Origin of the sequence: Burkholderia plantarii, assembly GCF_001411805.1 — a bacterium.
GTDB lineage: Bacteria > Pseudomonadota > Gammaproteobacteria > Burkholderiales > Burkholderiaceae > Burkholderia > Burkholderia plantarii.
Genome location: NZ_CP007213.1, coordinates 2,266,313 through 2,283,483, shown reverse-complemented (window position 1 = coordinate 2,283,483; position 17,171 = coordinate 2,266,313). Strand labels below are relative to the sequence as shown.

18 protein-coding genes are annotated in these 17,171 nt (G+C 69.4%); 10 read left to right on the top strand and 8 right to left on the bottom strand.

Annotation, left to right across the window (positions count from 1 at the left end):
* The first annotated feature begins 7 nt into the window (after window positions 1–7).
* From leuC to bpln_RS26615, 4 genes are read left to right on the top strand one after another with little or no spacing between them, the layout of a single operon-like run.
* Entirely contained in the window at window positions 8–1,417 is a 1,410-nt protein-coding gene (gene leuC, locus bpln_RS26630; protein WP_055140498.1) for a 3-isopropylmalate dehydratase large subunit, read from the top strand.
* Window positions 1,414–2,046: a 3-isopropylmalate dehydratase small subunit gene (gene leuD, locus bpln_RS26625; protein ID WP_055140497.1), complete on the top strand. Its 633-nt coding sequence runs from the start codon at window positions 1,414–1,416 to the stop codon at window positions 2,044–2,046. Before leuC ends, leuD begins: the two co-directional genes overlap by 4 nt.
* 28 nt (window positions 2,047–2,074) lie before the next feature.
* Window positions 2,075–3,157, top strand: a complete 1,083-nt coding sequence (locus tag bpln_RS37985; RefSeq protein ID WP_275472442.1) for a cation:dicarboxylate symporter family transporter — start codon at window positions 2,075–2,077, stop codon at window positions 3,155–3,157.
* A gap of 29 nt (window positions 3,158–3,186) precedes the next feature.
* Complete coding sequence (locus tag bpln_RS26615; protein ID WP_055140496.1) at window positions 3,187–4,890, top strand: methyl-accepting chemotaxis protein; 1,704 nt, start codon at window positions 3,187–3,189, stop codon at window positions 4,888–4,890.
* 168 nt (window positions 4,891–5,058) lie between these two features.
* Here the strand turns inward: bpln_RS26615 and bpln_RS26610 are convergent, their stop codons facing one another.
* Together bpln_RS26610 and bpln_RS37980 are read right to left on the bottom strand one after the other, a co-directional pair.
* Window positions 5,059–6,459, bottom strand: coding sequence for a DHA2 family efflux MFS transporter permease subunit (locus bpln_RS26610; RefSeq protein WP_042628159.1), 1,401 nt, complete (start codon window positions 6,457–6,459; stop codon window positions 5,059–5,061).
* 353 nt (window positions 6,460–6,812) lie between these two features.
* Complete coding sequence (locus tag bpln_RS37980; RefSeq protein WP_244131948.1) at window positions 6,813–7,118, bottom strand: hypothetical protein; 306 nt, start codon at window positions 7,116–7,118, stop codon at window positions 6,813–6,815.
* Here bpln_RS37980 and bpln_RS26605 point away from each other — a divergent pair.
* The gene (locus bpln_RS26605) at window positions 7,090–7,800 is read left to right on the top strand and encodes a hypothetical protein (protein ID WP_244131947.1); all 711 of its coding nucleotides are present in this window, start codon (window positions 7,090–7,092) and stop codon (window positions 7,798–7,800) included. The two genes, bpln_RS37980 and bpln_RS26605, sit on opposite strands and share 29 nt — an antisense overlap.
* 151 nt (window positions 7,801–7,951) lie before the next feature.
* On the opposite strand, the gene bpln_RS26600 is transcribed toward bpln_RS26605, so the two are convergent.
* Window positions 7,952–8,278 carry a hypothetical protein gene (locus bpln_RS26600; protein WP_042628157.1) on the bottom strand — a complete coding sequence of 109 codons (327 nt, stop codon included), beginning with the start codon at window positions 8,276–8,278 and terminating at the stop codon, window positions 7,952–7,954.
* A 280-nt stretch (window positions 8,279–8,558) separates the two neighbouring features.
* Between bpln_RS26600 and bpln_RS26595 the strand changes: the two genes are divergently transcribed.
* On the top strand, window positions 8,559–9,575 hold the full coding sequence (locus tag bpln_RS26595) for an aliphatic sulfonate ABC transporter substrate-binding protein (protein WP_082465448.1): 1,017 nt from the start codon (window positions 8,559–8,561) through the stop codon (window positions 9,573–9,575).
* 185 nt (window positions 9,576–9,760) lie between these two features.
* Here the strand turns inward: bpln_RS26595 and cynS are convergent, their stop codons facing one another.
* Together cynS and bpln_RS26585 are read right to left on the bottom strand one after the other, a co-directional pair.
* Entirely contained in the window at window positions 9,761–10,231 is a 471-nt protein-coding gene (gene cynS / locus bpln_RS26590; protein ID WP_055140493.1) for a cyanase, read from the bottom strand.
* Between the two features lie 45 nt (window positions 10,232–10,276).
* Entirely contained in the window at window positions 10,277–10,936 is a 660-nt protein-coding gene (locus bpln_RS26585; protein WP_042628155.1) for a carbonic anhydrase, read from the bottom strand.
* A gap of 135 nt (window positions 10,937–11,071) precedes the next feature.
* Here bpln_RS26585 and cynR point away from each other — a divergent pair, with 135 nt between their 5' ends.
* Window positions 11,072–12,043: a transcriptional regulator CynR gene (gene cynR / locus bpln_RS26580; protein ID WP_226993665.1), complete on the top strand. Its 972-nt coding sequence runs from the start codon at window positions 11,072–11,074 to the stop codon at window positions 12,041–12,043.
* Here the strand turns inward: cynR and bpln_RS26575 are convergent.
* The 3 genes from bpln_RS26575 to bpln_RS26565 all read right to left on the bottom strand — a co-directional run bounded on the left by bpln_RS26575 (window position 12,030) and on the right by bpln_RS26565 (window position 14,565).
* Complete coding sequence (locus tag bpln_RS26575) at window positions 12,030–12,521, bottom strand: GNAT family N-acetyltransferase (protein WP_055140492.1); 492 nt, start codon at window positions 12,519–12,521, stop codon at window positions 12,030–12,032. The two genes, cynR and bpln_RS26575, sit on opposite strands and share 14 nt — an antisense overlap.
* A 177-nt stretch (window positions 12,522–12,698) precedes the next feature.
* Window positions 12,699–13,460, bottom strand: coding sequence for a hypothetical protein (locus bpln_RS26570; RefSeq protein ID WP_055140491.1), 762 nt, complete (start codon window positions 13,458–13,460; stop codon window positions 12,699–12,701).
* 223 nt (window positions 13,461–13,683) lie between these two features.
* Window positions 13,684–14,565, bottom strand: a complete 882-nt coding sequence (locus tag bpln_RS26565) for a hypothetical protein (RefSeq protein WP_042628152.1) — start codon at window positions 14,563–14,565, stop codon at window positions 13,684–13,686.
* A gap of 568 nt (window positions 14,566–15,133) precedes the next feature.
* On the opposite strand from bpln_RS26565, the gene bpln_RS26560 reads away from it, so the two are divergent.
* The 3 genes from bpln_RS26560 to bpln_RS26550 are packed head-to-tail and all read left to right on the top strand — an operon-like array spanning window position 15,134 to window position 17,151.
* Complete coding sequence (locus tag bpln_RS26560; protein ID WP_042628151.1) at window positions 15,134–15,361, top strand: MbtH family protein; 228 nt, start codon at window positions 15,134–15,136, stop codon at window positions 15,359–15,361.
* A gap of 3 nt (window positions 15,362–15,364) precedes the next feature.
* Window positions 15,365–16,171: a thioesterase II family protein gene (locus tag bpln_RS26555; RefSeq protein WP_042628150.1), complete on the top strand. Its 807-nt coding sequence runs from the start codon at window positions 15,365–15,367 to the stop codon at window positions 16,169–16,171.
* The gene (locus bpln_RS26550) at window positions 16,159–17,151 is read left to right on the top strand and encodes a TauD/TfdA family dioxygenase (protein WP_080937432.1); all 993 of its coding nucleotides are present in this window, start codon (window positions 16,159–16,161) and stop codon (window positions 17,149–17,151) included. The genes bpln_RS26555 and bpln_RS26550 overlap by 13 nt, the downstream gene beginning before the upstream one ends.
* The last annotated feature ends 20 nt before the right edge of the window (window positions 17,152–17,171 follow it).

The following is a 17,171-nucleotide window of genomic DNA, read 5'->3' as shown; positions in this document are numbered from 1 at the left end:
TACCGGGATGGCGATCCGGACGCTGTACCAGAAGCTCGTCGATTCGCACACGGTCGCGCCGCTCGACGCCGACAACGTGCTGCTCTACGTCGACCTGCACCTGATGAACGAATACACGAGCCCGCAGGCGTTCGCCGGGCTCGACGCGAAGGGCCGCGCGGTGCGCCGGCCGAAACAGCAGGTGGCGGTGGTCAGCCACATCATTCCGACCCATGCCGGGCGCCCGCGCGTGATCGCGGACGCGGCCTCGGCCACCCAGGCCGCCAACCTCGCGCGCAACTGCGAGCGCGCCGGCATCCGGCTGTTCGGCACCCAGGATCCCGACCAGGGCATCGAGCACGTGGTGGCGCCCGAGCACGGCTTCGTGCGGCCCGGCATGGTGATCCTGTGCGGCGACAGCCATACCACCACCTACGGCGCGCTGGGCGCGCTCGGCTTCGGCATCGGCACGTCCGAGGTCGAGCATGTGCTGGCCACGCAGACGCTGGTCTACCGGCTCGCTAGGACGATGCGGATCGTGGTGGACGGCGCGCTGCCCTACGGCACCTCGGCCAAGGATCTGGTGATCTGGCTGGTGGCCAGGCTCGGCGCGCAGGGCGCGCGCGGCTACGCGGTGGAGTACGCGGGCAGCACCTTCGAGGCGCTGAGCGCCGAGGCGCGCATGACGGTCTGCAACATGACGGTGGAGGCCGGTGCGCGCGCCGCGCTGATCGCGCCCGACGCGACCACGCTCGACTACGTGCGCGCCCACGTCGATCTCGACGACGCGCAGTGGCGTGCCGCCTGCGCCGACTGGGCCGGGCTGCACAGCGACGCGGGCGCCGCGTTCGACGCCGAGCACCGCTTCGAGGCGCGCGAGGTCGCGCCGTTCGTGACCTGGGGCACCAGCCCCGACCAGGCGATCGCGATCGACGCCACGGTGCCGGCCGTCGAGGACGCGTCGAGCCCGGCCGCGCGCGAATCGACGCGCCGCGCGCTCGACTACATCGGCCTCGCGCCGCGCGCGCCGATCGCCGGCACGCCGATCGACCGCGTGTTCATCGGCTCCTGCACCAACGGCCGCATCGAGGACCTGCGCACCGTGGCCGCGATCGTGCGCGGCCGGCGCGTGGCGCCCGGCATCCGCGCGATGGTGGTGCCGGGCTCGGGGCGCGTGCGCCGCCAGGCGGAAGCCGAGGGCATCGCGCGCGTGCTGGTCGAGGCCGGCTTCGAGTGGCGCGAGCCCGGCTGCTCGATGTGCCTCGCGATGAACGACGACGTGCTGGCCGACGGCGAGCGCTGCGCGTCCACCACCAACCGCAATTTCGAAGGACGCCAGGGCCGCGGCGGGCGTACCCACCTGATGAGTCCCGCGATGGCCGCCGCCGCCGCGTTGACCGGCCGCCTGACCGACGTTCGAACCCTGGAGCTGACATGAGCCTGCTGACCGCCATCGAGGGCCGCGCGCTGCCGCTGCCGATCGACAACCTCGACACCGACCAGATCATGCCGAAGCAGTTCCTGCGCGGCATCGACAAGGCCGGGCTCGCGCCGGGGCTGCTCCACGACCTGCGTTTCGATGCCGGCGGCGCGCCGCGCGCGGACTCGGTGCTGAACGACGCGCGCCATGCCGGCGCGCGGGTGCTGATCGGCGGCGCGAACTTCGGCTGCGGCTCCAGTCGCGAGCACGCCGTGTGGGGGCTGCTGCAATACGGCTTCGCCGCCGTGATCGCGCCGAGCTTCGCCGAGATCTTCCATTCGAACGCGATGAACAACCGGCTGCTGCTGGTCACGCTCGCGCGCGACGAGGTGGACGCGCTCGCGGCCGAGGCCGTCGCGAATCCGGACGGCGTGCTGCGCATCGACATCGAGTGGCGGCAGGTGGCGTCGCCGGCCGGGCGCCGTTTCGACTTCGCGCTCGGGGCGCGCCACCAGCGCATGGTGATCGAGGGCATCGACACGATCGACCTGACGCTCGCGATGGCCGACCGGATCGACGCGTTCGAGCAGCGCCACCGCGCCGCCCGGCCGTGGGCGCAGCTCGACGCGACGCGCGCGACGGGCTGAACCGCGCGCCGCCGGCGCCGCGCTCGCGCTGAAGCCGCTCGGCGACCTGTTCGTCCGGCTGATCCGGATGGTGATCGCGCCCGTGGCGTTCTGCGCCGTGGTGGCCGGCATCGCCAGCATGCGCGACATGAAGGCCGTGGGCCGCGCCGGCGGCAAGGCGCTGCTCTATTTCGAGCTGGTGTCGAGCGTGGCGCTCGGCTTCGGCCTGTTGATGGGGCACCTGCTGCATCCCGGCGCCGGCTTCAACGTGTCGGTCGCCTCGCTCGACGCGTCGGCCGTGTCGGGCTATGTCTCGCGTGCCGCGCACGGCGAGGGCGTGGCCGGCTTCCTGATGCAGGTGATTCCCGAGACGTTCGTGGGCGCGTTCACGCACGACGAGATCCTGCCCGTGCTGCTGATCGCGATGCTGTGCGGCTCGGCGCTGTCGGTGCTCGGCGAGCGCGTGCGGCCGGTGGTGGAGGGCGTGGCCGCGATGATGTTCCGGATCGTCGGCTTCATCACGCGCGTGGCGCCGCTCGGCGCGATCGGCGCGATCGCGTTCACCGTCGGCAGGTTCGGCGTGGGCTCGCTGCTGCCGATGTTCAAGCTGGTGGCCTGCTTCTATCTCAGCGCCGCGCTGTTCGTGTTCGTCGTGCTCGGCGCGGTGGCGCGGCTCGCATGCCCGCTTGGCCGCTCGCCGCGGCAAGTGAGCGGCTGGCTGGCCCCGACGAGCGCCGCCTGGTCGCCGGCACCACCGCCAGCAGCCTCTCTTGAAATCGTTGCTGAGACCCGATGCTCGACCAGCGTGCCGGAACGGCGCGGCTTGCGACTCTTCTCGACGTGGTGGAAATCACGTATCTGTTGGCGTCACGCGAGGAACGGGAAGCGGTGCCGACTGCACGGTTCCGGCAGGCTGGAGGCTACCGAACGTGAGGCGATCGAGCAGATCTTGGCCATGCACGACCGGCAACTGCTCAGTGTCGCGAGCCTTCGATATCCGGACGCGCAGGAGCGCCTGAAACAACTCGCGGAGGCGGGACGGGCGGCGATTCCTGATCAATCTCAACGACGACGTAATCATAAGGTCTTTCCACCCCTTCAGTCGTTTTTCAGGCGGCCGTTAACAAGTTGAAAACAATCTGTCACGGTCTGGGAGCCGCAATGAAAAACATGAATGTTTCGACCCGTTTGGTTATCGGGTTCGGGTTGTTGACGGCATTATTGTTGGCAGTGGCGGTGATCGGTTTCTACGGGTTGTCCCAGCTGAACGGACAGCTGGACGATATCGCGCGAGTGAACAATAGCGAAGCGAAGCTGGCTAACCGGTTACGGTCCTCAATACAGGATCGTGCCATTGCCGTTCGGAACTTGGCGCTGCTTACAGACCAACGGGACATGGCCAAGGAGTCCGAGCGCATCAGCAAGCAGGAACAGATCTATGCCGATGCCTACCAGAAGCTGTCGCAGATGTTTGCGGACGAACCCAGCACCACGGAGCGGGAGAAGACGCTCCTCGCCCAGCTCAAGCAGGATGAGGCGGCGGCGCTGCCGCCATTGCGCAAGGCCGCCCAACTGGGCCAGTCGAACGATATGGCTGGCGCGACCCGGGAGCTGATGCAGAATGCTCGACCACCGCAGCAGATCTGGCTGGCCCGTGCGGTCGAACTGGCTGATTTCGAGGACCAGCTCAACGAACAAGCGCAGCGAGAAGCCGTAAGCACGTACTCGAGCGTTCGCGCACTGATCGCCGCCGTCGTTGCCGGCTCGCTGCTGCTAGCCGCCGCGGCCGCGATCCTTATTACGCGCAGCATCCTGAGCCAGCTTGGCGGCGAACCCAGCCTCGCGCAGTCGGTGGCGGGGGAGATCGCCAAGGGCAACCTGATGGTGGATCTGCACCTGAAGCTTGGCGACTCGACCAGCCTGATGGCGTCGCTCGAAGCGATGCGCGCCAGGCTCACGTCGATCGTTCACGGCATCAAGACATCGGCCGAGTCCATCTCCGTTGCCGCTAACGAGGTCGCCCAGGGCAACGTCGACCTCTCCCAACGCACCGAAGAACAGGCGGCATCGCTCGAAGAGACGGCGGCCAGCATGGAGGAACTGACGTCGACGGTGAAACACAATACCGACAATGCCCGCCAGGGCAGCACGCTCGCCGTCACGGCATCGCAGACCGCTTCGTCGGGCGGTGACGTGGTCCGGCAGGTGGTGGGCACCATGGAGAACATCACGTCGAGTTCTCGCAAGGTTGCCGAGATCATTTCCGTGATCGAGGGCATCGCGTTCCAGACCAATATCCTGGCGCTCAACGCGGCGGTGGAAGCGGCGCGCGCAGGCGAGCAGGGGCGCGGCTTCGCCGTGGTCGCCGGGGAAGTGCGGACGCTGGCGCAGCGCAGCGCGGTGGCGGCCAAGGAAATCAAGGAACTGATCGAGACGTCGGTGTCGCATGTTGCTGCCGGCTCGCAACTGGTGGCCGGCGCTGGCGCGACCATGGACGAGATCGTCCGATCGGTGAAGCGGGTCAGCGACATCATGGGTGAGATCGCGTCGGCGTCAGCGGAGCAAAACACGGGAATCGAACAGGTCAACGTGGCAGTGGCGCAGATGGACGAGGTCACCCAGCAGAACGCGGCGTTGGTGGAGCAGGCAACGGCCGCGGCGCAGTCGATGGCGGATCAGGCGGAAAGCCTGCGGGCCGCGGTGTCGATCTTCCGGGTTGAGGCAACGGCGCGGACGGAGCCGGCTCCCGCGAGAACGCACGTCGCGCCGAAGCAGCCGAAGCAGCCGAAGCGCCACCCCGGGCGGGCGCAGGCGGCGCAACTGGCTGCGGCCAGGACGGGAAGCGGCGAATGGGCATCGTTCTGACGGGCATGCATTCGTGCATAAACGTGACCCTGGTAATACGAGTTATCAGGGTTGGCTATTCGGAGGGTAAGACGCACTGCTGTTGGCGGGAAGCCTGTCTTAGCGATGACCACCGGGGTTGCGTACCTCCGTCTTCGTTCCATCTACGGCTGTAGTACCAAGCCGCCGTCAGCGCCCGCGCGCGAGCAGGCGCTCGCCGGCGTCGCGCGGCAGCAGCAGGCTGTCGACCACGGCCAGCGCCGCGATCAGCGCGATCAGGCCGAACGCGAGATGGAAATCGGCGCTGCCCGGGTTGCCCTGCGGCGAGCCATGGATGATGCCGGCCACCGACAGCGCGAGCGCGCCGATCGCGATGCCCATCCCCGCGTTCATCTGCTGCAGTACCGAGAACAGCGTGGTGGCGTGGCTCATCTGCGGCTGCGGCACGTCGGCGAAGCCGATCGTGTTCAGCGCCGTGAACTGCATCGAGCGCGTCATGCCGGTGGCGAACAGCAGCGTGCAGACCAGCCAGTGCGGCGTGTCGGCCGTCAGCGTCATGCAGGCCGCGAAGCCGAGCGCCACCAGCACGCCGTTGCCGACCAGCACGCGGCGAAAGCCGAACGCATGCATGATGCGCGTGGTGGCCGGCTTCATCGCCAGATTGCCGGCGAACAGCCACAGCAGCAGCGCGCCGGCCTCCACCGCGTCGTAGCCGAACGCGAGCTGGAACATCAGCGGCAGCAGGAACGGCGCGGTGCCGATCGCGGTGCGAAACAGCGAGCCGCCCACGGCCGTGACGCGGAACGTGTCGATCGCGAGCGGTTCGAGGCCGAACAGCGGATGCTCGGCGCGCGCCAGATGGCGCGCCGAGACCAGCAGCAGCACCACGCCGGCCGCGAGCATCGCGAACGCGATCGCGCGCGCCACGTCGGCGCGGCTCGCCGCTTCGAGGCCCGCCATGAACAGGCCGAAGCCGAGCCCGGTGAGGACGAAGCCCGGCACGTCGAACGGCGCGCGCTTCGCCTCGCCGTTGCGCACCAGCGCCAGCGCCGCGGCCAGCGCGATCACGCCGAGCGGCAGGTTCAGCAGGAAGATCCAGTGCCAGCTCCAGTGCGTGCTGATCCAGCCGCCCACGGGCGGCCCGAGGATCGGCGAGACCAGCGCGGGCCAGGTGAGGATCGCGATCGCGCGCACGATCTGCTCCTTCGGCGTGTTGCGCAACACCACCAGCCGGCCGACCGGCACCATCATCGCGCCGCCCAGGCCCTGCAGCGTGCGCGCCGCCGTGAACGCGGCCAGGCTGCCGCTCGCCGCGCACAGCAGCGACGACAGCGTGAACACCACGATCGCCGTCGCGAACACACGGCGCGCGCCGAACCGGTCGGCCATCCAGCCGCTGATCGGAATGAACACCGTGAGCGCGACCAGATAGGCCGACACGCCGATCGAGAGATGCGCGGCCGCCGTGCCGAAGTCGCGCGCCATGGCCGGCAGCGCCGTCGCGATCACGGTGGCGTCGAGGTTCTCCATGAAGAACACGGCGGCCACGAGCAGCGCGGTGGCGGTACGGCGGTCGAGGGCGAGGCGCATGTCGGCGTGATGAAGTGGAAGCGTCGAGCGGCGATGGGGCGGACGAGGCGGCGACCCGCGATGCCGGGCGGTGCGGCGATGCCGGCGCGATGTCGAGCGGCAAGTATAACGGCAGCGTGAATCAGGTGTGGCGGCCCGTCGCGAGGGTGCGGAATGTCGGTTGACAGCGCGTGAAGTCGGGCGCTTCGGATTGGCAGGCGAGTGCCGCGCAATCGATAAGGAAATCGTGCTGAACCAAGCGTTTTTGTTGAATCGCGGAAGCGGTTGGCGCTGTCGATGGCGCTCCGGCCGTCGAGCCCGTTCCCGCCTGGCGGGCGCCGGGTCGCATTGACCCGGAAAATTCGCTCGTGCTATTAACGCATCGCTGGCGAGAGGCCATCGTCAGTGATGTGAAAACTATTTCTAAAACCATTTTCTCGATGATATCGAGAAAAACCGCAGATCGATTCAATGAAAAAATCCATTCGCGCTTTCCAGTTGGTTTCCACCGTATTCGCCATCGCGGCGCTTTCGGCATGCGGCGGCGGTGACGATGCCGGTACGCCGGCCGCGGCATCGGCGGCTTCCACTCCCGCGGTACCGGCGCCGGCATCGTCCACGCCGGCGGCTTCGACGCCGCCCGCCGCCCAGGTGGCGTGCCGGCCCGCCGGCGACTTCACCTACTCGGGCTCCGCCTCGCAGATCGCGGCGAACGACGGCCAACTCGCCGTGCTGGTCGTGCCGAGCCTGCCGAAGGCCTATTCGAAAGGCCGTAACATGACGGCGCCGAACGCGCCCGCATCGAGCCAGGTCCAGCAGCCGAGCGGCGCGTTCACGACGCTCGCCTCGTCGGCCGCGGCATCGGACTGCCTCGGGATGGACCACGGGGTGGTGTCGGAGATCCAGGGCGTTGGTACCGACGTGGCGATCGGTCGGTGGAATCAGGCGATGGACACCGACGAAAATACCTACACCATGGAGCAGGGCGTTCACTACGCGGTCGGTACGCCGCTGGCCTTGTCCGCGACGAGCGGCACGCTCGCCTGCACGCAGTTGATCGCCGACGCGGTGGCGGACGGCGACGGCGGTGTCGCCGGCACGCTCGACGCGAGTTCGGCCACGCTCAATCCCGGCGCGGGCACGCTCGACAATCTGAGCCTGTCGATCCGCGTCAGGGATACGCCCTACACGTTCACCAGCACGCAGACGCCGCTGAACGGCGCCGCGACCAGCGGGCAACTGTTGGTCCAGTCGGTGGTGGTGGGTCATGACGCGACGCAGCCGCTGATCGCCGTCGGCTATTCGGCCACGCTGCCGAACACGCAGGGAATCGGCGGCGTCGTGGTGCTGGCGTGCAAGTGATCGAGTGCCACTGAGGGTGAGCGGTGCGGCGTTGCGGGTTCGCTCGCCACGTTCACCGGCCAAGACGAGCCACGACGTTTGCCTTCGCCATAACGAAACCGGCGGCCTGATCGGCCGCCGGTTTCACATCCAGCACACACTACCGCGCCGCTTACTGCCCCGACGATGCCCCGCCGGCCGCGCGCTTCTCGGCGTTCTGCAGATCCTGCGGATAGTTCGGATCGTTCGCCGACGGCTTGTAGCCGTTGTCTTCCAGCTTCTTCAGCTCGGCGCTGTTCTTCGCGCGGGCGGCCTTGCGTTCGGCCTTGTGCTGCGCGCGGGCAGCCTTGCGCTTCTCGGCCTTGGTCGGCGCGCTGGCCGGGGCGGCCGCCGCGGCGCCCGGATCGGAAGCGGCCGTCTGGGCCAGTGCGACGCCGGACAGGCCGAGCGTCAGGGACAACGTGAGGGCGGCAAGAGACAGCTTGCGGGTGGTGCGCATATCGACTTTCTCCTGAGGATTGCTGTTTTGGTGGAGCGCACAACGATCGTGCGCATCCGCGGGCACGACGGCCCACGGATTCATGCAATGTAACAGGTCGATAACAATGGCGCAGGATCCGCGTCATGCGACGCGCGATCGAGCCACGAGGCAGGGCAGGCGGCGGGGCGGGCGGCGGGGCGGGCGCGCGTCGCGCTGCTAACGATATGCGATATCGATGGTTCGGCCGCCGCTCTCGCGACGCTATAGTCGCCGGATTGTCCGTTCCGGAGTCCTGTTCATGTCGTGGTTCGTTTCCCGGCGGCGCATCGTCATGCGCGCCGCCGTTCGCGGTGTCATCGCCTTCGGCCTGGGCGTGGCCGTCGCATCTTTCGCGCCCGCCGCGGCGGCGCGCGACACGGTATCGATCGGCTATCAGCGCTCCTCGGCGCTGTTCATCCTGCTCAAGCGCAACGGCGAACTCGAGCGCCGGCTCGGCGCGCTCGGCTACGACGTGCGCTGGCACGAGTTCGCGAGCGGCTTGCTGGAAGCGATGAACACCAGCAGCGTCGACCTGAACGCCGACGTGGCCGACGCGTTCGCGCTGTTCACGCAGGCGGCCAACGCGCCGCTGACCTACTACGCCGAGGAGACCTCGGCGCCGTCCGCGCAGGCGATCATCGTGCCGTCGAACTCGCCGGTCCGCAGCGTGGCCGACCTGCGCGGCAAGCGCGTGGCGGTGTCGAAGGGCTCGGGCTGCCATTACCTGCTGCTGGCCGCGTTGAAGCGCGCCGGGATCGCGCCCGGCGAGGTCGACATCCGCTATCTGGAAGCGTCCGACGCGCTGGCCGCGTTTCGCGGCGGCAACGTCGACGCATGGGTGATCTGGGATCCGTTCCTGGCCTCGGAGCAGCGTGACGACCACGTGCGCGTGCTGGCCGACGGGCGCGACGGGCTCGCCCAGTACAACCGTTTCTACACGGCGACCACGGCGTTCGTGACCCGCCATCCCGACGTGCTGCCCGTCGTGTTCAACCTGCTGAACCAGACCGGCAAGTGGGTCAAGGCGCATCCGGACGAGGCCGCGAAGATCCTGAGCCCCGTCTGGGGCAATCTGCCGGAAGCCACCGTCGCGCTGGCCAACAGCCGGCGCAGCTACGAGATCGTGCCGGTGCGGCGCGACCAGCTCGCCGAGCAGCAGCGCATCGCCGATACGTATCGCGCGGCGGGCATGATCCCGGCACGCGTCACCGCGACCGACATCCGGATCTGGACGCCGCCGGCCGGCGGCGCCGCCGCTGCGGCGGCGGGGCACTGAGGCCGGCGGGAAGGCCGCCGCCGGCACGGCGGCCGAGCCCGCAGGCCGGTTCCGTCCGTTCGTCCGCCGAGCCGGCGCCACGGCGCCGGGGTCGAGGCGCTCGCGGCGGCGCGGCAGCCGCGTCCGCGTCGGATGAATCCATTGCGAGCCGCGCCGCGGCCACGCCAGACCGCGCGCCAGCGGGCTCAGAACGGCTTGGTGGGCAGGTACTTGCCGTCCAGCGTGATCACCGCGCGCGAGCCGCCCTCGGGATCGTCCACCTTCTTCACGTCGAGCTTGAAGTTGATCGCGCTGATGATGCCGTCGCCGAACTGCTCGTGGATCAGCGCCTTCAGCGTCGAGCCGTACACCTGCACGATCTCGTAGAAGCGGTAGATGGTCGGATCGGTCGGCACGCCGCCGGGGATGCTGCCGCGCACGGGGATCGTCTGCAGCAGGCGCACGGCGTCCTCGTCGAGGTCGAGCCTGCCGGCCACCAGCCGGGCCGCCTCGGCCGGCAGCGGGTGCTGGCCCAGCAGCGCGGCGGTGACGAACGCGACGCTCAGGCCGGTGCCTTCGTTGAGCTGTTCGAACGTCAGGTTCTTGCGGATCTTCGCGTCGATGATCGCGTCGGTCAGGGCTTGGCGGGCGGTCTGGCTGTGTTGCGATTGCGTCATGGTGAGGCTCCTTGGGAAAGGGCGGGGAAAGCGAGGCGGGGCGGCTCAGGCCGCGAGGTCGAGCCGGGGCGGCGTGGCGCGCGCGTGCGGATGGTCGGCGAGCGGGACGAAGCGGTAGCGGGTGCCGTCGAGCGCATCGATCGAGCCGGTCTCGATGTCGTACACCCAGCCGTGCAGCGCGAGGCGCCCCTGTTCGAGCGCGAGCCGCACGGCCGGGTGAGTCTTGAGGTTGGCCAGCTGGGCGATCACGTTCTCGCGCACCATCGAGTCGATCCGGGCGGCCTGGTCGCGATGCTCGCGTGCCTCGTTCACCACCCGCGCGGAATCGGCATAGCGCAGCCAGTTGCGCACGGCGGGCATGTGGTCGAGGCACTGGCAGGTGGCGATCGCCGTCATCGCGCCGCAATCGGAATGGCCGCAGACCACCACGTCGGTCACGCCGAGCGCGGCCACCGCGTATTCGACGGTGGCCGTCACGCCGCCCGGCTCCGGGCCGTAGCACGGCACGATGTTGCCGGCATTGCGGATCACGAACAGGTCGCCCGGCTCGCGCTGCGTGACGAGTTCCGGCACCAGCCGGCTGTCCGAGCAGGAAATGAACAGCGTGCGCGGCTGCTGGCGGGTGGCCAGGCGCTTGAACAGCTCGGTGCGCTGCGGGAACACGTCCTTCTGGAACCTCAGGAAACCGTCGATGACCTCTTGCATGGTTCGCTCCGTCCTCGTTGGGGTCGACAACCGGGTCGACAATCGATGGGCAGAGAATGCGCCGGCGTGCCTATAGCGTCCAAGACCGGTTTATTATCGGAGCCATAGGCATCACCAATAGTTCGAGGACGCTCGATGTTGCTCCGGCATATTCGTTATTTCCTGGCGGTCGCGGAACACGGCAACTTCACGCGCGCGGCCGAGGCGCTGCACGTCTCGCAGCCGACGCTGTCGCAGCAGGTCCGGCAGCTGGAGGACACGCTCGGCGTGCCGCTGCTCGACCGCTCGGGCCGCGCGATCCGGCTGACCGACGCCGGTGTGGCGTATGCCCACTACGCGCGGCGCGCGCTGCAGGACCTGGAGGCGGGCCGGCGCGCGATCGACGACGTCAGCGAGCTGAGCCGCGGTTCGCTGCGGATCGGCATGACGCCGACCTTCGCCACCTACCTGATCGGGCCGCTGCTGGACCGCTATCACCGCCGTTATCCGAACATCGCGCTGAGCGTGCTGGAGATGCCGCAGGAGCGCATGGAGCCGCTGCTGAGCGAGGACGCGCTCGACGTCGGGATCGCCTTCAGCGAGACCGGTTCGCCGGATTTCGAGGTGCGCGCGCTGTTCGTCGAGGCGCTGGCGGTGGTGGTGGGCAAGTCGCATTCGTATGCGGGCCGGCGCACGGCGCTGACGCTGCGCGAGTTCGCCGACGAGGCGCTGGTGCTGCTGAACGGCGAGTTCGCCACGCGTCATTACCTGGACCGCTATTGCCGGCGGCACGGCGTGGCGCCACGCATCGCGATGGAGGTCAATTCGATCAGCGCGGCCGTCGAGGTGGTGCGGCGCGGGGCGCTGGCCACGCTGCTGCCGGCCGCGATCGCGCGCGAGAACGCCGAGTTGCGGCTGGTGGGCCTGAAGCCCGCCTTGCCGCGCCGGACCGTGGCGCTGCTGATGCGCCGCGATGCCTACCGCAGCGCGGCGCTGGAGGCGTTCGTGGCGATGGCGGAGGAGGAAGGCGCGCGCCGGCGCCGGCCGGAGCGGCGGGCGGCGGGTGCGCTGCAGGGGCGCCTCGGCGGCGCGCCGGCGGCGCGGCAGAAACGCCTCAGAGCGTCATGAGCATCTCGTGCCACGCCATGCCGCCGTGCCCGGAACTGGACGGCTTGACGTAGCGATAGCCGAGGCGCTCGTACAGCGCGACGTGCCGCTTCTTGCACATCAGATGGATGGTGGTCTTGCCGAGCGCCCGCATGCCGGCCACGAAGCGCGCCATCATGGCCGGCGCGTAGCCCTTGCCCTGATGCGCCGGATCGATCACCACCGACATGATCACCACGTTCGGCGCGTCGGCGTCGTGGCCGACCAGTTCCTTGAACGCCTCGTCTGACATCACCACCTGACGGGCGCAGCCCCCGTTGATGAAGCCGATGACCGCGCCGTCCAGCTCCATCACGAGAAATCCTTCAGGGTAGCGGGCGATCCGCGTCGCGATCCTCTCGCGCGTGGCGGCTTCGTCACCTTCGTAGGCGGAGGTTTCGATCGCGAAGCAACGATCGACGTCGGCGGGAACGGCTTGGCGAAACGCGGGCATGGGCATCGGCGAAACACGGCACGGGAGGGAAAGGACAACAGCATAAAAGCGTTGCGGAACGCACTGCAATCGTTTCATCGAGTGCGGAATGCATGCCGGGCGTACACCTCCGCCGTGGGGCGCACCGCGCTCGCGCCATGCCGGCCGGCAGATCCGTGCCCGGATGGTCTCGCCCGGCCGTCGTCAGCCCGCCGTTTCCACCAGCCCGCGCGCCAGCGCCGCCCGATACGGTTCGTCGAGCTTCACCGCCTTCTGGTAGAGCGTGCGCGTGGCCCAGCAGGTGTCGGCCGGCTCGGCCGCGGCCGGCGTGCGGATCGCGTTCAGGAAGCGCTGCCGGTCCTGCTGCGGCACCTGCCGCACGATCCGCTCCAGCGCGGCCGTGACGGTCGCGTGATCGGAAGCAATCACGGGCGCCTTGTCGAGCACGGCGCGGGCGGCCGCGAACGAGACATCGAACCACTCGGCCGCATCCTTCCGGTCCAGCCGGCCGATCGCGTCGTTGAGGATGCGCTGCTTGTCGGCCGCGTCGACGGTGGGCCGCGAGGTGGTCCGGCAGTCGGCGTCGGGCATCGACGTCACCACCTTCGACATCAGGACGAGGCGCTGTTCGAGTTGCGCGTCGGACAGCCTCGACAAGCCGTCCTGGGTGAGCCCGAAGCCCTTGTCGTAGGCGTTCGCGGCCTGCGTGCCGTCGGCGATCGCCTTGAACTTCGGATCGGCGTCGAGCCTTTCCATGAACGCGTCGAACGCATCGTGCGCGGGCACGTTCTCGGGAAACGGGTTGTCGTCTTCCTCCTCGTCCTCGCTGGCCGCGATGGCCGCCGTGGTGGTGACGGCGGTCGAGCCGTCCGGCTCGCCGCGCAGGTGCTGCACCACGCGCACCGCGATCACGCCGAGCAGCGCCGCGAGGAGATACACGAGGAAGCGATTCTTGCGTGACGTCATCGATCCACCGTCGTGTCGGAAGGGAGGGGCGCCACGCGGCCGGCTCGCCGCGTGGCGCGCCAGACACGACCTGCGGCGGGCCTGGCCGTCCGTAATATATCGGTGCCGCCGAGGCGTGGCAACGATGCCGCGAAGCGGCGCCGCGCCCGCCGGCGCAGGGCTCGCCGCAAGTTTGTGAAGACCTGTCGCGCGGGCTCGCGACGGCCGCGTGCCGCCACGGATGTCAGTCGCGTGCCACGGCGCGCCGGATGCCGACCGCCGGGCTCGTCGCGCGCCGTCCGCGCGGCGCGTCGTCGGCCGGCAGCGGCAGCTTGACCGAACTGTTCCAGCCGCTCGCCCGCACCTCGCGAATCTCGCGCGCGGCCACCGCGGCCATGCACTGACGGCCCGGCATCGGCAGGTCGATCACGCGCCAGCTGCCGGCGTCGTGCGTATGCACGCGGTGCGCATGCGGGGCCGGGCCGGCTTCGACCTGAACCGTGGCGGACGCATCGCCGCCGGCCGGGACATCGGGCACGGCGAGCGCGTCGCCGGCCGGCGCGCGCGCGGCGCTCGCCACGCTCGTGAGCCGCACGCGCTGCTGCTCGTCGTGGTCCACGGCATCGCCTACCGAGAACGCGGTGGCGAGCCCGATCGGCTGCGCGCTCACGCCGATCAGGATCCAGATGCCGGCGTAGGCGATCGCGACGTCGAGCGCGCCGTCCGCCCACGGCTCGGCCAGCGTGATGCGGCCGCTTTCGTGATCGACGAGTTCGAGCGCTTCGGGCCGGGTGCCCACGATGCCGCCGAGAATGCCGCGCAGCACCGCGCGCCCCACCGCGAAGCGCTTGCCGATGGCGGGCTGCGGAAAGCACTTGGCGCGCTTGCGCTCGTAGCGCGAGAGCCGCGCGAACGCGTCCTCCTTCGACAGCAGTTGCCACTCGGGCCGCAGCAGCCACAGCCGCAGTTCGCCGTCACGCAGCGGCTGCGCGCAGTAGGGCGGCTGCTCGGCGAGCGCGTGCGCGCTGAACGTCACGTCGGGCGCGAGGTGGATCGAGCGTTCGGGCAGGGAATCGGGAAGCGGCGGCGCGACTCGCGGGCCGGGGGGCCGGGTACCGGCCCTCATGCGATCGGCTCCGGCGGGCGGCGGCCAGGCACGACGCCGGGGGCGGACGATCGCACGGCGGCATGCGTTCGGATCTCGGCATGCATGATCGATCGGGCTCTCTCATTGTGATTTGAAGTGCCGCTATATTCCGATAGTTCTCCAACTAATGCAAATGGTTCTCATTTGCAGAATGTAAGCGGCGGAAGATCGACGTGTCATGCGCTGGACTTCAGCATGGCGGAGCGCTCACGGTACCCTCCACGCATGATGACTGCGTGAATGAAGGCCGGATGAAAGCAATTCCGCTGCCCACGCCGTCGTTCGCCAGTCGCCCAGACGGAAACCGGCTCGCCGCGTTGTGAAGTGACTTGACAACACAGGGCGCGCCCGTCAGAGTACGCACCAAATGCCAATGATTCTCATTCGCGGGGCGGCACGCCGTGCGCCGGGCCTGCATCGACGCCGGGTCGATGCGACGACCGGTTCGCTCCGCAAGACGTACAGGGCCACGTCACACCGTTGTGTGTAAATGAGATTCGTTTATTCAACTTTCACTGGCCGGCAAGCCGGTCGAACGGAGCAATCGATGAGCTGGGGCGACGAAAACACGACGTATCGGGTGGTGGTCAATCACGAGGAACAGTATTCGATCTGGCCGGAGTTCCGCGAGCTTCCGCCGGGCTGGACGGCCGCCGGCAAGTCGGGCACGAAAGAGGCCTGCCTCGAGTGGATCAAGGAGGTCTGGACCGACATGCGTCCGCTGAGCCTGCGCAAGGCCATGGCGGAGCAGGAAGCCAAGCGCTCGGCGAACTGATCGATGTCGGCGAGCGATCGCGCACCGGCGGCGCTGCCGCCCGTGCAACTGTTCTGTTTCGCGCATGCGGGCGGCGCGGCTTCGCTGTACCGGCGCTGGCAGCAGGCGCTGCCGCGCGGTGTCGCCGTGATCGCGCTCGACCTGCCGGGGCACGGCCTGCGCCGCGCGCTGCCGCCCCATACCGACTGGCCGTCGCTGATCGAGTCGCTCTGCACCGACTGGCGTGCGCGGCGCGACCCGTCGCTGCCGTTCGCCGTGTTCGGCCACAGCATGGGCTCGCTGGTTGCCCATGAGCTGCTCCATGCGCTGCGCGCGCGCGGCGAGGCGGCGCCGGTCTGGTTCGGCGCGTCGGCATCGGTCGCGCCGTCGCGGCGCGCCAGCGAGACGCACTGGCTCGGCTGCACGCACCGGCAAATGGTCGACAAGCTGCGTGCGCTCGGCGGCACGCCCGAGGCGCTGCTGAACGACCACGATTTCATCGAGCTGCTGATGCCCACGCTCCGCGCGGATTTCCATCTGTGCGGCACCTATCCCTCGGTATTCCCGGCCGAACCCCGGCGCGCGCCGCTCGATTGCCCGCTGACGGTGTTCACCGGCAGCGACGATCCGGCCACCGCGGACGCGGAAAAGCTCGCGCCGTGGCGCGACACCACCCGCGGCGAATGCGCGTTCCACGCGTTCGCCGGCGGCCACTTCTATCTCGACACCGGACCCGAACCGGTACTGGCGCGCGTGGCCTCGTCGCTGGCGCGCGCGCTCGCCGGGCCGGCACCGGCCGCGTTGCCGACGGAGGCAGGATGGATGCAATGACGACGGCGCACGCGGCGGTGGCGCTCGATACCCGCGAACTCGAACAGAACGGCACGCGCGTGCTGGTGGTGAGCCCGGCGGCGGGCGCGGCCCCCGCGCCGACGCTCGACGCCGCGCTGGCCGACGAACTCGCCGCGCTGGTCGCGCGCGAGAAGACGCGCCACGGCGGCGTGCTGCTGCGCGGCTTCGCGCCGGCCGGCCCGGCCGGCTTCGAGCGCTTCACGGCGCGCTTCGGCGAGCCGATCCGCGATTACGAATTCGGCTCGACGCCGCGCAGCCGCGTCGACAACGGCGTGTTCTCGTCGACCGACTATCCGGCGAACCAGTGGATCGACCAGCACAACGAGCAGTCGTACACGCTCAAGTGGCCGGGCTCGATCGGCTTCTACTGCGAGATCGCGGCCGACGAGGGCGGCGCGACGCCGGTGGCCGACAGCCGGCTCGTGTACGCGCGCATCGACCCGGCGCTGCGCCGGCGTTTCGCCGAGCATGGCGTGATGTACGTGCGCAACTACGGCAACGGCCTCGATCTGCCGTGGGAGCAGGTGTTCGGCACCGAGGACCGCGCCGAGGTCGAGCGCTACTGCGCCGCGAACCGGATCGCCTGGGAATGGCTCGACGACGGCGAGGCGCTGCGCACGCGCCAGGTCTGCCAGTCGGAGCTGCGCCATCCGCAGACGGGCGAGACGGTCTGGTTCAACCAGGCCCACCTGTTCCATGTCACCAACCTGCCGGAAGGCGTGCGCGAGGCGATGCTCGAAGTCGTCGAGCCGGACCGCCTGCCGCGCAACACGTATTTCGGCGACGGCACGCCGATCGACGACGCGATGCTCGACGAGATCCGCGCCGTCTATCGCGACACGATGCTGTCGTTCCCGTGGCAGGCGGCCGACCTGCTGCTGCTCGACAACCTGCTGATGTCGCACGGCCGCGCGCCGTTCGCGGGCAAGCGCCGCGTGCTGGTGGCGATGACGCGCTGACGCCGTGACGCGAGCCGGCG

Bases quoted from the DNA above. Each gene is read 5' to 3' on its own strand.
- leuC (WP_055140498.1), top strand. From the start codon at position 8: ATGGCGATCCGGACGCTGTACCAGAAGCTCGTCGATTCGCACACGGTC.
- leuD (WP_055140497.1), top strand. From the start codon at position 1,414: ATGAGCCTGCTGACCGCCATCGAGGGCCGCGCGCTGCCGCTGCCGATC.
- bpln_RS26615 (WP_055140496.1), top strand. From the start codon at position 3,187: ATGAAAAACATGAATGTTTCGACCCGTTTGGTTATCGGGTTCGGGTTG.
- bpln_RS26610 (WP_042628159.1), bottom strand. From the start codon at position 6,459: ATGCGCCTCGCCCTCGACCGCCGTACCGCCACCGCGCTGCTCGTGGCC.
- bpln_RS26600 (WP_042628157.1), bottom strand. From the start codon at position 8,278: ATGCGCACCACCCGCAAGCTGTCTCTTGCCGCCCTCACGTTGTCCCTG.
- bpln_RS26595 (WP_082465448.1), top strand. From the start codon at position 8,559: ATGTCGTGGTTCGTTTCCCGGCGGCGCATCGTCATGCGCGCCGCCGTT.
- cynS (WP_055140493.1), bottom strand. From the start codon at position 10,231: ATGACGCAATCGCAACACAGCCAGACCGCCCGCCAAGCCCTGACCGAC.
- bpln_RS26585 (WP_042628155.1), bottom strand. From the start codon at position 10,936: ATGCAAGAGGTCATCGACGGTTTCCTGAGGTTCCAGAAGGACGTGTTC.
- cynR (WP_226993665.1), top strand. From the start codon at position 11,072: ATGTTGCTCCGGCATATTCGTTATTTCCTGGCGGTCGCGGAACACGGC.
- bpln_RS26575 (WP_055140492.1), bottom strand. From the start codon at position 12,521: ATGCCCATGCCCGCGTTTCGCCAAGCCGTTCCCGCCGACGTCGATCGT.
- bpln_RS26570 (WP_055140491.1), bottom strand. From the start codon at position 13,460: ATGACGTCACGCAAGAATCGCTTCCTCGTGTATCTCCTCGCGGCGCTG.
- bpln_RS26565 (WP_042628152.1), bottom strand. From the start codon at position 14,565: ATGAGGGCCGGTACCCGGCCCCCCGGCCCGCGAGTCGCGCCGCCGCTT.
- bpln_RS26560 (WP_042628151.1), top strand. From the start codon at position 15,134: ATGAGCTGGGGCGACGAAAACACGACGTATCGGGTGGTGGTCAATCAC.
- bpln_RS26555 (WP_042628150.1), top strand. From the start codon at position 15,365: ATGTCGGCGAGCGATCGCGCACCGGCGGCGCTGCCGCCCGTGCAACTG.
- bpln_RS26550 (WP_080937432.1), top strand. From the start codon at position 16,159: ATGGATGCAATGACGACGGCGCACGCGGCGGTGGCGCTCGATACCCGC.